At 68.6% G+C, this 13413-nt stretch carries 14 protein-coding genes; 7 read left to right on the plus strand and 7 right to left on the minus strand.

Annotated elements, in window-relative coordinates; translation table 11 throughout:
- Nucleotides 1-18: 18 nt before the first annotated feature.
- On the minus strand, nucleotides 19-327 hold the full coding sequence (locus tag ACIBHX_RS08780) for a WXG100 family type VII secretion target (protein ID WP_397065636.1): 309 nt from the start codon (nucleotides 325-327) through the stop codon (nucleotides 19-21).
- 45 nt (nucleotides 328-372) lie between these two features.
- Nucleotides 373-747, minus strand: a complete 375-nt coding sequence (locus ACIBHX_RS08785) for a WXG100 family type VII secretion target (protein ID WP_397065638.1) — start codon at nucleotides 745-747, stop codon at nucleotides 373-375.
- Nucleotides 748-1061: 314 nt separating this feature from the next.
- On the opposite strand from ACIBHX_RS08785, the gene ACIBHX_RS08790 reads away from it, so the two are divergent.
- Together ACIBHX_RS08790 and ACIBHX_RS08795 are read left to right on the plus strand one after the other, a co-directional pair.
- Nucleotides 1062-2180, plus strand: a complete 1119-nt coding sequence (locus ACIBHX_RS08790) for a hypothetical protein (RefSeq protein ID WP_397065639.1) — start codon at nucleotides 1062-1064, stop codon at nucleotides 2178-2180.
- The gene (locus tag ACIBHX_RS08795) at nucleotides 2177-2839 is read left to right on the plus strand and encodes a hypothetical protein (RefSeq protein WP_397065641.1); all 663 of its coding nucleotides are present in this window, start codon (nucleotides 2177-2179) and stop codon (nucleotides 2837-2839) included. Before ACIBHX_RS08790 ends, ACIBHX_RS08795 begins: the two co-directional genes overlap by 4 nt.
- A 2-nt stretch (nucleotides 2840-2841) precedes the next feature.
- On the opposite strand, the gene ACIBHX_RS08800 is transcribed toward ACIBHX_RS08795, so the two are convergent.
- The 3 genes from ACIBHX_RS08800 to ACIBHX_RS08810 all read right to left on the minus strand — a co-directional run bounded on the left by ACIBHX_RS08800 (nucleotide 2842) and on the right by ACIBHX_RS08810 (nucleotide 4537).
- Nucleotides 2842-3285, minus strand: coding sequence for a YbaB/EbfC family nucleoid-associated protein (locus ACIBHX_RS08800; protein WP_397065643.1), 444 nt, complete (start codon nucleotides 3283-3285; stop codon nucleotides 2842-2844).
- Nucleotides 3286-3353: 68 nt separating this feature from the next.
- Nucleotides 3354-4238 carry a hypothetical protein gene (locus ACIBHX_RS08805; RefSeq protein WP_397065645.1) on the minus strand — a complete coding sequence of 295 codons (885 nt, stop codon included), beginning with the start codon at nucleotides 4236-4238 and terminating at the stop codon, nucleotides 3354-3356.
- Entirely contained in the window at nucleotides 4235-4537 is a 303-nt protein-coding gene (locus tag ACIBHX_RS08810) for a hypothetical protein (protein ID WP_397065646.1), read from the minus strand. Before ACIBHX_RS08810 ends, ACIBHX_RS08805 begins: the two co-directional genes overlap by 4 nt.
- Nucleotides 4538-4675: 138 nt before the next feature.
- Here ACIBHX_RS08810 and ACIBHX_RS08815 point away from each other — a divergent pair, with 138 nt between their 5' ends.
- On the plus strand, nucleotides 4676-5137 hold the full coding sequence (locus ACIBHX_RS08815) for a YbaB/EbfC family nucleoid-associated protein (RefSeq protein WP_397065647.1): 462 nt from the start codon (nucleotides 4676-4678) through the stop codon (nucleotides 5135-5137).
- A 64-nt stretch (nucleotides 5138-5201) separates the two neighbouring features.
- Here the strand turns inward: ACIBHX_RS08815 and eccD are convergent, their stop codons facing one another.
- A complete protein-coding gene (gene eccD / locus ACIBHX_RS08820) occupies nucleotides 5202-6662 on the minus strand; it encodes a type VII secretion integral membrane protein EccD (RefSeq protein WP_397065649.1) in 1461 nt (486 codons plus the stop codon).
- 115 nt (nucleotides 6663-6777) lie between these two features.
- Here eccD and eccCa point away from each other — a divergent pair, with 115 nt between their 5' ends.
- Both eccCa and ACIBHX_RS08830 read left to right on the plus strand, forming a co-directional pair.
- Nucleotides 6778-10770 (plus strand): type VII secretion protein EccCa, encoded by a 3993-nt coding sequence (eccCa, locus tag ACIBHX_RS08825; protein WP_397065651.1) that lies wholly within the window; start codon nucleotides 6778-6780, stop codon nucleotides 10768-10770.
- A 3-nt stretch (nucleotides 10771-10773) separates the two neighbouring features.
- Nucleotides 10774-11517, plus strand: a complete 744-nt coding sequence (locus ACIBHX_RS08830; protein ID WP_397065653.1) for a hypothetical protein — start codon at nucleotides 10774-10776, stop codon at nucleotides 11515-11517.
- Here the strand turns inward: ACIBHX_RS08830 and ACIBHX_RS08835 are convergent, their stop codons facing one another.
- Nucleotides 11518-11805, minus strand: a complete 288-nt coding sequence (locus ACIBHX_RS08835; RefSeq protein ID WP_397065655.1) for a hypothetical protein — start codon at nucleotides 11803-11805, stop codon at nucleotides 11518-11520.
- 64 nt (nucleotides 11806-11869) lie between these two features.
- On the opposite strand from ACIBHX_RS08835, the gene ACIBHX_RS08840 reads away from it, so the two are divergent.
- Complete coding sequence (locus tag ACIBHX_RS08840; protein ID WP_397065657.1) at nucleotides 11870-12241, plus strand: hypothetical protein; 372 nt, start codon at nucleotides 11870-11872, stop codon at nucleotides 12239-12241.
- A complete protein-coding gene (locus ACIBHX_RS08845) occupies nucleotides 12241-13386 on the plus strand; it encodes a WXG100 family type VII secretion target (RefSeq protein WP_397065659.1) in 1146 nt (381 codons plus the stop codon). Before ACIBHX_RS08840 ends, ACIBHX_RS08845 begins: the two co-directional genes overlap by 1 nt.
- Nucleotides 13387-13413 lie beyond the last annotated feature (27 nt).

Genomic DNA, 13413 nt, shown 5'->3' on the forward strand with positions numbered 1-13413 from the left:
GGCGAGAGGCGTACGTCTTCAGGCCTGAGACCAGAGCTTCCGGTTGAAGTCCTCGGCAGCCTGGTAGTTGCTGTTCGCGATACCGAGCGCCTGGGCGGCCTGGTGCAGGTCGTTACCCATCTGCTGCTCGGCGACGTCCCACTTTGAGCGCTCCTCGTCGAACATGGTCCGCGCGCCGCTGTTGCTGTCGAACCAGTGCTCCGACAGGATGTTCTGGACGTTCTTGTACAGATCATCGGTGATCTTGTCGAGCTGGGTGACCACGTTCATCAGGTGGCCTTGCGCGTCCTCCATGTGGAGGAAGTTAACAACCGTCTGGTCGGTCATGCGGGTCTCCGTTCCTGGCGAGTTCAGAGCTGGTGAGAGGCGGGATCAGCCCGTGGCCACCGGCCGGTTGAGGAGGTCGTTCACCGGATTGGTGGCGGCACCGACCTTGAGGTTCATGTTGTCGTCGGACGCCTTGGAGTACTGCCCGGCGCTGATGTTCAGGTTGTCGAAGATCCGCTCCAGACTCGCCAGGATGTTCTTCGCCTGGAGATCCCAGTCGTGCATGGCGGCCCTGTACTTCTCGGCGGCGGCTCCGCTCCAGCCGACGTCCCTCGGGTTGTGCAGCCTGGCGGCAGCGCCGAGAAGCTCCTGCACCTTGACCTCGACACCCTTACGCAGGCCCTCGATTTCACGCCCTGCCTGCTCCACGAGGCCGGCGGCCTGCGTGAGCTTCTCTGGGCTATAGCCGGTGATGCTCACTGAAACTCCCTCTCGCGAGATCTAACGCAGCGCAGAGCCTCATCCGTGCGGCCATGCGCAGGCGACGGCACGATCGTCACAAAAACCATCAAAGGACACGGTAGCTACCTCTAGCAACATAACTAACAAGTATGTAGATCACGGATAGATAACACCTAATGGGCCTTCGGGCAAACATGCAGGTGAGGGGCTACTTTCGCTATTGACGTGGATCGTGAACTCTCAGTCAACATGCGTGGGCTTTCATCCCTTCTGTGCCTGGTGCCCCGCCCTGGGATACCGTCTCGATCACCGGGTTACGGTCGGAGGGGACAGTGAGCGAGCAGCGCAGCGTGGACAGCTTGATCAACTGGGGCCCGTCCACGACTCAGGCGACCGTCGCCGCACCCATGGGCGGCGGGTCGAACCAGACAGTCACCTCGGCGGTCTCCGTCCCCGGCACGACACCGTCGGGCGGGCAGGCACACCACGCCTCACACGACCACCACGGCGGCCATCACGGCGATCACCACGGTGGCCACGACCAGCACCACGGCCACCACAACGACCACGCTCACGCGGTCGACAAGCAAGGCCCGCCGAACCCGCACCTCAAGGACGACAAGAAGCAGCAGGACGACGGCAAGAAGCAGGACACCGACCAGAAGAACGCCGACCAGGGCGACCAGAAGGACCCGTCCGGCGACCAGGGCGCGGACCCAGGGAGCAACCAGGTCCCCGGCGACGCGGGCAACGCCAAGGACCCCACCACCACCCTCCCCGACGACAAGGGCACCCAGCCAGACCCGGGCGCCGGCACAGGGGACCCCAAGGATCCCGGCACAGGCACAGGCGATCCCAAGGATCCCGGCACGGGTACGGGTGACCCCAAGGATCCTGGCACCGGAGACCCCAAAGACCCCGGCACAGGCACGGGCGATCCCAAGGACCCTGGCACAGGCACAGGCGATCCCAAGGAGCCTGGAAAGCCCGGCGACACAGGCGGGTCGGGAGACCCGAATCCCTCCATCCCCGGCGGAGGCGGAGGTGGAGGCGACTCCGACCCGAAGACCGACCCGAGCAAGACCGGCACCGGCAAAGACGGCACGGGTAAGGACGGCACCGGCGGGGACGATGGAAAAAAGCCCGGCAGTTCCGACAAGGACACCAAGCAAATCGGCGCCGACCCCACCAAGAACGTCGCGGGCATCGTGATCAACGACGTCTCCCCGCACATGCACGAGGCCTTCGAAACCGCCAACGGCAACCACGCGTTCGCCCCGGCCTTCGGCGTCGTGGGCCTGCACCTCGGCATCGCCCACGACAGGGCGAGAAGCGCCGTGACCGACTATCTCGTCGAGGGCTCGATGCTGATGACCCGCTGGGACGCCGCGCTCAAGAAGACCTCTGCCGTCTGGCAGGCAGCCAAGGACCACAACACTCCGACGGGATGACCACGATGGACTCGCTCGTGATCTTCGGCACTGCGGCGGCGACCACCGCTGCCGCCGCCTACATGCTCGGCGGTCCCACCTGGGCCATACCTCCGCTCGTAGGTCTGATGACGGGGAGCGACGAATCACAGCAGGGCGTGGCCGACAAATACGCGAAAACGGCCGATCTCCTCAACACGAGCAAGGAGAACCTGGGGAAGACAAAGACGGCCACCGCTCCCGAGGAGTGGACCTCCAAGGACAAGGAGGAGTTCAACAACAACGTCACGGAGCTGGTCAAGCAGATCGACCACGCCGTCAAGGGCGTGAACGGCGCCCACGACACCGTTCAGTGTTCGGCCACGACCACGACGGTATCCGGCTACGTCTGCCTCGCCGCCGGCGCCGCCCTGATGACGACCGCCTATCTCAGCTTGTTCACAGCCAACCATCCGCTGGGGCGGGTCGCCGCATGGACGCGCGCCTCCAAGGTATACACCGCGCTGTCCGCAGTGATGAAGAAGCAGGGGATGGTGGCCGTGGCCGCCGGCGGGGTCCTGCTGATCGTGGCGGGCTTGCACGAGTACCAGGCCCAGACGATCGCGGGCGAGGCCAAGACTCCCGAGGGCGGCGCGCCCGACTTCAAGAAGGTGAAAATGGACTGGGCCCAGAAGGCCTGAGCTCAGAGGTCGAGGCGGCGGCGGATGCGGTCGAGCTCGCCCATCACGTCCTCGAACGTCCGGTTGTAGGCCGCCTCAGCGCTCCTGACCTGCTCAAGCGCGGCGTCGGGGTTGTCGACGAACCGCATCGGGTTGTCTTCCTCGCCGAAAACGTCGTTCATCGCGCTGTTGATCTGCCGCTGCAGGTCGTCGGACGCGTCACGGACCACCTGCTTGATCTTCTCCGACAGTTCGCCCGAGCTGAGCCGCATCGCCTTCGGGTGGAGCTCCAGATCGGTCAGCCCGGCGGCCGTGAAGCCCGCCGAGACCAGCCCGTCCTCATCCTCGGCCCGCCCGACCAGGTCGGCCATGGCCTTCTGCAGCTCTTCGACGCGCGCGAACTGGCTGTCGGCCGTCTTCAGCAACTTGTCGATGTCGATGTTGGCGAAATCCCCGAACTCCTGCATCGCTACTCCATCCTCTTCCCGGAGGGGCAAATGCCGAGCAAGGTACGGCAAGCGCCACTTCTACGCAATCAGGGCGCCTTGTGCGGCAGCTGCTTGTCGGGTGCGATCCACTCGAACTGCTGGCTCCCGGGCGGCAGCTGACCCGGCGTCGCGGGCTGGTTGTAGGAGGGCAGGCTGTGAATGTCGATCTTGGCCTTGGTGAAGTCGATCGCCAGGGGCCCGGTGGGGGTTACGTACTGGAGCTGGTGCCACTTCCTGGTCTCCATCGTGATCGCCCGGGCCGACGCCCCGTACAGCGCCGTCAGCTGCGCCAGCAGCCCCGCCGTCGTCCCGTACGCGAGCGTGCCGATCACCACCTCCTTCATCTTCGCCATCAGGCGAAGCTGCGGGAAGAGGCTGGCCGCCTTGACGGCCAGCGCGGCCCCCAGCAAGACGAACGCGAGGGCGCCGATCTCCGTCCAGTACCTGCGGACGGTGCCGCCGATCTCGTCCACCACGCCGCCGACGCTCTTGAAGGAGTCCCGCAGCTTGGCCACCTCGCTGGACATCCGGGCCACGGCCGCCTCGAAGGCCTCCTGGTCCTCGGCCTTCCAGTTCTTGCGCGACTCGTTGATGATGTTGGGCGAGGTCATCTTGACCCCGTCGTCCAGCGGCATGGACAGGCCCGTGGCCCAGTTGGTGGCGGCCTGCGCGATCCCCGGCTCGTTCACGATCGCGGTGGCCGCCAGCAGTAGGGCCGGCACGACGTACAGCGTCACCCGCCCGACCGACTTCAGCGCCTGCAACCCCGCCGGGGTCGGCCCAGGACCGGCGGGCGGTACCACCTTCGGCACGGCGGCCTCGCCCACAGAGGCTGCCCCCTTGGGCGCGTAGAGGCCGGACGAGGTGCGTTCGAAGCCCGAGGTGGGGTCGAGTGAGTGGGCCAGGCGGGGATTGATCTCCGGCGTGCTCACTGGTAGTCCACCATGTTCGCCTGCTCGGCCGCGGCCCAGTTCTGAGAGGCCGTCCGGAGCAGGTCCTCCCAGCTGCGAACGACGTCGGCCGCGCCGTCCAGGAAGTGCTTGGCCATGAGCTGCGCGTCCGTGTATGCCGCCGCCAGCTTCAGCTGGCCCATCAGGCCGAAGCCCGGTCCCGTGACGTCGGTGGCGGGAACCGCCGTGCTCAGGCCGGTGAAGATCGGCCTCAGCTCCTCGCCTACCCGGACGCTCAGATGTGCGATGCCGTTCGACGTGACGTGGATGTCCTGAGCCACAAGCCCCCCAAACTCCCAGAAACCTACAAATGTCACGTTAGAAGCGGAAATCACGCAGGTAACTGGAGTTCACGGGATTGTCCTGGACAGTTCGGCACTGGTTAACGGAGATCATCTTGGCTGGATCCTGGAAGATCCATGCCTGAGGGGAGCCCGATGTCCTACTTCCAGCCGGACGACCTGTCGCCCGAGAACCTCGAGCGAATGGTTCGAGACAGCGAGGAGTCGCTGCGCCGGCTCGCCGGCATGACTGACGAGCTGGCCTCGGTCACCGGCAAGGGCGAAAGCCGCAGCGGGTTGGTCGGGGCCGTCGTCGACAACGGCGGGCGCCTGGACCAGATCGAACTGGAGCCGCGCGCCATGCGTATGAGCAGCGCGGAGCTGAGCGAGGAGATCGTCGAGGCGGTACGGGCGGCGCAGGACAGCGTGCAACGCCAAAGTGAGGAGCTGCTGGCCCAGGCCATGGGCAGTGCGGAAGCCGGCCTGCCTGACATGGACAAGCTCCAGCGCCAGACCAAGGACATCCAGGACTCCTTCGCCCTGTCGGTGGAGAACAGCCTGGCCGAGATCGACCGACTCACCCGCCGCAACGACTGGTGACGCACCCGCGCAGCCCCGGCACCCGCTTGCGGTGCCGGGGTCACGCATCGCCGTGGCGACGAGGTCAGCCTGACAGGCCGCGCACCCAGGAGTAGATGTCCAGGACGCCGAGCGCGAGCGGGAACAGGGCGGCGATCAGCACCAGGTCGAAAATGTCCCCCGCGCGGCCCCAGAACGGCGACGGCTTGCCCGTCGGCAGCCACATGCCCATCCCCACGGCCATCAGCGCCACCCACAGCAGCGCGATCGCGGCGACCGCCGCCGCGATCCCACCGCGGCCGACGCTGAAGGAGACGGCCAGCAACACGATCCCGGCCAGCCCCACGACCACGAGCCAGACCCGCTGCGGCGGTCCCTGGAAGACGCGCGCCCGCATGATCGTGGTCAGCGACAGCACCACGCTCATGGTCTGCGCGATCCATCCGCCGTCGAGCACGAGCAGCGCCTGGGTGGCGAGGATCACCAGCGCGATCCCGGTGATCATGCCGGTGACGTAGCTCCTGGCCTGGGCGGTGCGCTCCACGATGGACGGCGCGTCCAGCAGGGAGTTGTCGTTGCGCAGTTCCTCGGCGGTGGTCGGCATGTTCGGCAGCGGCAGCCTGGCCAGCTTGAACGACAGCGTCGGGATCAGTGGGCTGAACGCCAGCAGCACGGTGGCGGTCACCGCCGCCACGCCCGCCGCCGAGGTCCCCCAGATCATGACCACGGCCGCGCCCGCCGCCCCCGCCACGGACGCGATGGCAGTGCCGAGGAAGCCCGCGAGCCCGTCGGCGGTCAACGCGCCGGCGAAGGCCGCCACCAGCGCGGTCGCGGCCAGCGCCGACAGCAGACTGGGCGCGCCCAGCTGCAGCATGCTCTGCGCGCCGGTGGCCGGCGCGAGCAGCCCCGCGAGAAAGCCGTACGGCAGGGCCGCGTAGCCCACCGCGGCGCCGGCGCCCGAGTCACCCATCGCCCGCGACAGGACCGCACCCGTGGCCACCAACAGCAACGCCAGCGCGCCCGCGATGATCGCGCCGAGCAGCCAGGGCGGCCCCGCGAGCACCAGGGCCAGCGGCCCGGCCGCCAGCAGCGCGGCGGCGGCACCGATGCCGAGCCGCCGCGTGTGCGAGGGGGTCCACGTGGTGGAGCGCTCCTTGACGCCGGTCGCGACCACGTCGGCCACGTCGTCGAAGAGCGCGGGCGGCATGGCGGCCTCGCGCGGGCGCAGGTAGAGCACCTCGCCGTCGAGCACGCCGAGCGCCCCCAGGCTCTGGGCGATGTCCAGCGGCGCGCCGCCGGGGCGCTGGAGCACCCAGCCGGGTGCGGCGGACGCGTCGCCGCCCACCTCGCCCACCGCGCGCAGCAGTCCCGGCAGGACGTTGGGCAGCGGAAGGTCGGCCGGCAGGGCCAGGTCCGCCCGCCTGCGCGGCGCGACGATCGTCACATGGCACAGCGGCGCCGGCGGCGCAGGTGTCTGCGGCAGCGCCGACTGAGGCAGAGCGTTCTGGGGCACAGGACCCGGCGCTCTCTGGGACAGCGACTTCACGCCTTTTTCTCCCCTTTTGCCACAGCCGTCACAACAGCACGAAGATATCGGTCAAGCGGACGTATGTGCGCTTCTGGTAAGAAAGTCTTCCTCAACCATTGGAGGCATTCCCAGGGTGAGCATCGTCATCGTCCGGCGCCCAGAGCGCCGCCCCAGCCCCAAGCCGCCGCGCGGGGAGATCCTCCTGGAGTCGCCGCCGGAGATCCCCGAGGTGCAGGGCCAGGGCCTCATGATGATCCTGACGTACCTGCCGATGGTGGCCGGCGGCGCGGCCATGGCCCTGATGTTCACCTCGGGCGGCTCGGGCAACCCGCTGATGTACGTGGCCAGCGGCCTGTTCGCCTTCTCGATGGTCGGCGTGAGCATCGGTCAGATGGGCAGGCAGGCGGGCGAGCGCAAGTACCGGCTCAACGGGCTGCGCCGCGACTACTTCCGCTATCTGTCGCAGGCCAGGAAGAGGTCGCGCAGGGCAGCCAAGCAGCAGCGCGAGGCCCTGGAGTGGAGCGGGCCCGCGCCCGACACGCTCTGGTGGATCGCGCTCGGGCCTCGCCTGTGGGAGCGCCGCCCGCGCGATGAGGACTTCAGCACGGTACGGCTCGGCACCGGCGTGCAGAAGCTGGCCATCCAGCTCGTCCCGCCGGACTCCAAGCCGGTCGAGGACCTGGACGCGCTGGCGGCCGGCGCGCTGCGCAGGTTCGTGCGCGCCCACTCCACGGTCTCCGAGCTGCCCGTGGCGGTGGCGCTCGGCTCGTTCGCCCGCATCAAGCTACGCGGCGACCCCCAGGCCATCCGCGACCTGGTGCGCGCCATGATCGCGCAGATGTCCGTCTTCCACTCCCCCGACGACATGCGGATCATGATCTGCGCGAGCCGGGAGTGGATGCCGCACTGGGACTGGGTCAAGTGGCTGCCGCACGCCCTGCACCCGGACGAGATCGACGCGGCCGGGCAGGTCCGGCTCATGTCCGAGAACCTGGGCGAGCTCGACCAGCTGGTGGGCGGCGAGCTGAAGGAACGGGCCAGGTTCAAGCCCGGCGCTCCCTCGGAGGCCCTGCCGTACCACGTGCTGATCGTGGACGGCGGCCACGTGCCGTTGGATTCGCAGCTGGGCATGGACGCCATCCAAGGCGTTACCGTGATCGACCTGTCGGACTCCACCGGGCTGGTGGAGGAGAAGGGCATGCTGCGGCTGGAGATCCAGCCCGACGGCTTCTACATGATCAAGATGGACCACGCGGGCAAGGAGAGCATGACCCGGCTGGGCTCGCCCGACGGGCTCGGCTTCCTCAAGTCGGAGGGGCTGGCCAGGCAGCTGGCGCCGCTGCGGCTGTCCAGCGGGTCCGGCAGCACGGAGGCGCAGGACGTGCTGTCGGTCAACACCACACTGACCGACCTGCTCGGCGTCGGTGACCCGACCCGGCTGGACACGGCGCAGACCTGGCGCCCCAGGGCGGGTCGGAACCGGCTGCGCGTGCCGATCGGCCTCGGCGCCGACGGGCGCGTGGTCGAGCTGGACATCAAAGAGTCCGCGCAGGGCGGCATGGGTCCGCACGGCCTGGTCATCGGAGCCACCGGCTCCGGCAAGAGCGAGCTGCTGCGCACGCTCGTGCTCGGCCTGGCGATCACGCACTCCTCCGAGACGCTCAACTTCGTCCTGGTCGACTTCAAGGGTGGCGCGACGTTCCTGGGCCTGGAGAGGCTCGCGCATGTCTCGGCGGTCATCACCAACCTCGAGGACGAGCTGCCACTGGTCGACCGTATGCACGACGCGCTGCACGGCGAGATGGTGCGCCGCCAGGAGCTGCTGCGGTCCGCGGGCAACTACGCCTCGCTGCGCGACTACGAGCGCGCCCGCGAGCAGGGCGCGCCGCTGGCCCCGATGCCGACGCTCTTCGTCGTGCTCGACGAGTTCAGCGAGCTGCTGTCGGCAAAGCCTGAGTTCATCGAGCTGTTCGTGATGATCGGCCGGCTGGGCCGGTCGCTCGGCGTGCACCTGCTGCTGGCCTCGCAACGGCTGGAGGAGGGGCGGCTGCGTGGCCTGGACACGCACCTGTCCTACCGGATCGGTCTGCGCACCTTCTCGGCGATGGAGTCGCGGGTCGTGCTGGGCGTGGCCGACGCCTACGAGCTGCCGTCCTCGCCGGGCAACGGCTACCTGAAGTTCGATACCACCGGCATGACCCGGTTCAAGGCCGCCTACGTCTCCGGCCCCTACCAGGCCGACCCGCGCTCGAGCGCCTCCGCCGGCCCCGGCGCCCCCATCCCCGAAGTGGTGGAGTACGGCCCGGCCTACCAGCCCGTGCCCCAGCCCGCCGAGCTGCCTGGCGAGTCCACCGTCGACGTCCAGGACAAGGGGCCGCAGATCAGTCTGCTCGACCTGGTGGTCGGGCGGCTCAAGGGGCGGGGGCCGTCGGCGCACCGGATCTGGCTGCCGCCGCTGGCCGAACCGCCCACGCTGCTGCACCTGCTGCCGCCGCTGTCGGTCACGCCCGAGCTGGGCCTGAGCACGGCCGCCTGGCCGGGGCGCGGGCGGCTGCAGGCGGTCGTGGGCATCATCGACAAGCCCTTCGAGCAGCGCCGCGACCCGTTCTGGCTGGACCTGTCCGGCGCCGCCGGGCACGTGGGCATCGCGGGCGGCACGCAGAGCGGCAAGAGCACCGTGCTGCGGACGCTGGTCTCCAGCATGGCGCTCACCCATACCCCGCGCCAGGTGCAGTTCTACTGCCTGGACTTCGGTGGTGGCGCGCTCGGCTCGCTCGACGGTCTCCCCCACGTCGGTGGCGTGGCCTCGCGCCTGGACGGCGACCGCGTCCGCCGCATGGTGGCCGAGATCGCCGGCATCCTCAAGGACCGCGAGCGCCGCTTCGGCGAGCAGGGCATCGACTCGATGCCGACCTATCGCAAGATGATGGCCGACGGAAAGAGCGAGGGCGACGGCTGGGGCGACATCTTCCTGGTCGTGGACGGCTGGCTGACGATCCGCCAGGAGTTCGACCAGCTGGAGCCGATCATCACCGACCTGGCGGCGCGCGGCCTGGGCTACGGCATCCATGTGGTGGCCGCGACCAACAAGTGGTCGGAGTTCCGCCCGGGCATCCGCGACCTGTTCGGCACCAGGGTCGAGCTCAAGCTCGGCGACGCCTACGAGTCGGAGGTCAACCGCAAGGCCGCGATGGCCGTGCCCGAGGGGGTGCCGGGTCGCGGGCTCACCAAGGAGGGGATGCACTTCCTGTCCGCGCTGCCCAGGATCGACGGCGTGCAGGACACCGAGGACCTGGCAGCCGGAGTGCGGACCATGGTCGAGGCCGTGCAGGGCGCCTGGCAGGGTCCGCCCGCGCCCGGGATCCGGCTGCTGCCGGCCGTACTGCCGGCGGAGACGCTGCCCGGGCCGGAGGAGACGGGGCCCAAGCGGATCCCCATCGGCATCGACGAGCAGGCGCTGGAGCCGGTGCTGCTGGACTTCGACGCCGACCCGCACTTCATCGTCGTGGGCGACACCGAGAGCGGGAAGTCGAACCTGCTGCGGGTGATCACCGAGGGCATCGTGGCGCGGATGACGCCGCGGGAGGCGATGATGATCGTCATCGACTACCGCCGGTCGCTGCTGGACAGCGCGGTCACCGAGCACCGCATCGGCTACGCGGCCTCCGGCACGGCGGCCGCCGAGCTGATCGAGAACGCCAAGGAGGCGCTGCTCAAGCGGCTGCCGCCGGCCGATCTGACGCCCGAGCAGCTCAGGTCGCGCAGCTGGTGGCAGGGCTCGGACCTGTACATCGTGGTCGACGACTACGACCTGGTGGCCACCTCCAACAACCCGCTGCTGCCGCTGGCCGACCTGCTGCCGCAGGCCCGCGACATCGGGCTGCACCTGGTGATGGCGCGCCAGATGGGCGGCATCGGCCGGGCCATGTTCGACCCGGTCATCACCAAGATCAAGGACATGGCGACCCCGGCCGTGGTCCTGTCGGGCAACAAGGACGAGGGCTTCGTCTTCGGCAACATCCGCCCGCATCCGCTCCCTGTGGGCCGCGGGTACCACGTCGATCGGAGGTTCGGCAACCGCCTCACGCAGACGGCGTTCCTGCCGATCCCGCAACTGGAGGAGTGACCGGTGCACCTGCCCGCCGCAGCCAGGCTCGCGTTCACGCTCACGGGCAACCCGCTGCCCGACGTCGATCCCCGGGATCTGCTCGCGTCGAGCCGCAGGTTGGTCTCCTTCGCCGACGCGCTCGACCGCCATGGTGGCCGGGCCGACGGAGCGGCCGCCGGGGTCCTGGCGGCCAATGCGGGCGACGGCGTCACGGCCATGCACGACCACTGGGCGTCCCAGGACGGCACCACGGCCCAGGTCCACGACACGAAGCAGGCGACGCTGCTGCTGGCGGCGGGCGAAGCCGGAGCCAGCGTCCCGATCGCCGCCTTCATCGCCACTTCTGTCTGGGCCGGCTACAAGCTGGTGCGGTGGTTGTGGAGCTCAGGGAAGTTCGGTGCAGCCGGGTGGTGGGTCGCCGAGCGGGGCGTCAAGCTGATAGGTGCGCTGCTGAAGTTACTGTGGCGGCTGACGCTCAACGCGCTGAAGTTGATCGGGCGGATGATCTTCAAGCGGGCGGAGATCAAGCTGGAGAAGCAGGCCGCAGCGAGGGCGGCCAAGGAGGCGGCCAGGCCGCTGTCCGAGACCGCACCGAAGCCGCCGCTTTCGCGAGCGGAGCAGCTGGCCAGGGAGCTGGCCGGGAAGAAGCCGCCCACCGTGGACCCGGCGGAGGCCGAGAAGGCCGCGCAGGCACAGCGCGAATTCGAGGCCTGGCAGCAAGCCAGAGGCGTGCAGCGGGGGAAGCCGCCCGGATCCGACGCGTAGTCAGATCTGCCGCATGATCTCGGACTCCGCTGCGTGGTGCGTATCGGACATCTTGCCGACCTTGCCGGAGGAACCCCGGTACTCCTCGGCCAGCTCGGCGCATCGCTCGAACAGGCGGCGCTTCAGAGACGTGTCCACGTCGCCGAGCGTGGCTCCCAGCAGGCCGTGTCCCCAGATGTCGCCCAGGCCACTGAGATCCGTCCTCAGGGCCACGACCTCCTCTTCCAGATCGTCGGCGGCGCCCGAGAGCCCGCCGGACGCGCCGTGCAGGCTCGAATGGGACACCATGCTCCCAGAACCCTTAATCCCCGTTGATCTCACAAGTAACATCAATATCGTCTTTTTCCGTCAAATGGCTAGAAAGAGGTCGCCGGTGGCAGGCGTGGAGTGGAGCCAGAAGGCACTCAAGGAGCTCCAGGACTCGGTTCATGACCGGGCCATCGACCTCGTCAAGCTCAAGGGCGGCAAGCCGGCGGACAACTGGGACAGCCAGGCCACCAGCGACTTCGGCGGCGACATCCCTGCCAAGCGCCCCGAATCCAAGATCTTCGGCAAGCTGCCTCATTCGGAAGGCATGAGCGGCGCCGTGGAGAGCGTGGAGAACAAGATGGGCGAGGAACTGGACACCGCCAAGAGCCGCCTTGACGGCGTCGAGCGTGCGCTCGACGAGGTGATCAAGAACGTCACCAAGGCCAACGCCGCCGCCGGCGCGAAGGGCGACTGATGGCAGACCGTGCCGCGATAGCCGCGCTCAAGGACGGCGAGAAGTTCACCGCGCTCATGGACAAGATCGACGGCAACCCCGCCGAGATCCGGCGCATCGCACAGCGCTGGCGAAACGCCGGCAACGACGCCCTGGGCAACATGAACAGGCTGGCCGGCGGCGTGACCAAGGTCGACAACGGCTGGAGCGGCGAGTCGGCCGACGCGTTCGTGGCCTACATGACCAAGTACGGCACGGCCGGCACCGCGGTCAACAACGCCCTGGTCGACTGCGCCATCTCCCTGGACGACGCGGCCGCGGCACTGGAGAAGGCCAAGACGCTCGTCGACGGGGCCGGCGACGACCTGCTCACCGATGTGGCCGCGCTCCGGCAGAAGTACAAGGGCAAGGACGCCGAGGACCCGAAGGTGGACCTCGACAGCCAGATCTCCGCGAAGGTCACCACGTACGCCGGCAAGGCCCAGCCGTACGTGGACACCGCCGACTCGGCGCTGGAGACGGCGATGAAGGCCATCAACAAGCGCTTCGGCGATGAGAAGCTGCTCTTCGAGGACATCCCGAAGGCCGGCGACCAGACGTGGGTGCCCGACCCGCACCACAAGATGGACTGGGTGCCCACGCCGCCCCAGGACACCCCAGGCTCAACCAAATCGGCCTCCGCCAACGGTTCGTCGGACAACGGCGGCACAGGCTCGTACGGCTACACAGGGACCTCCTCCGGCGGCACGACGCCGCAGCCCAAAGAGAAAGTCGTCGACTGGATCAAGCAGGCCATCACGATCATGAAGTCGCCGGAGATGAAGGCCGAGCTGGCCAGACGCGGCATCAACGTCGACGACCTCGACCCGAACGATCCCAAGGACATCGAGCGCATCTGGACCGTGATCTACCACGAGTCCGGCGGCAACCCGAGCGCCATCAACAACTGGGACATCAACGCCGAGAACGGCGTGCCGTCTCAGGGGCTGATGCAGACGATCCCGCCCACGTTCGACGCCAACTCCCTCCCCGGGCACAAGCAGATCCTCGACCCGGTGGACAACATCATCGCCGGGGTGCTGTACACCTACAAGCGCTACGGGAACATGGCGCATCACCCGGGCATCTACTCCATCGAGCACGGCGGCGGCTACCGCCCCTACTGAGACGAAAAGGCGGCCGGGGAAGCTCCC

Source organism: Nonomuraea sp. NPDC050536, from assembly GCF_044457685.1.
Classification (GTDB): domain Bacteria; phylum Actinomycetota; class Actinomycetes; order Streptosporangiales; family Streptosporangiaceae; genus Nonomuraea.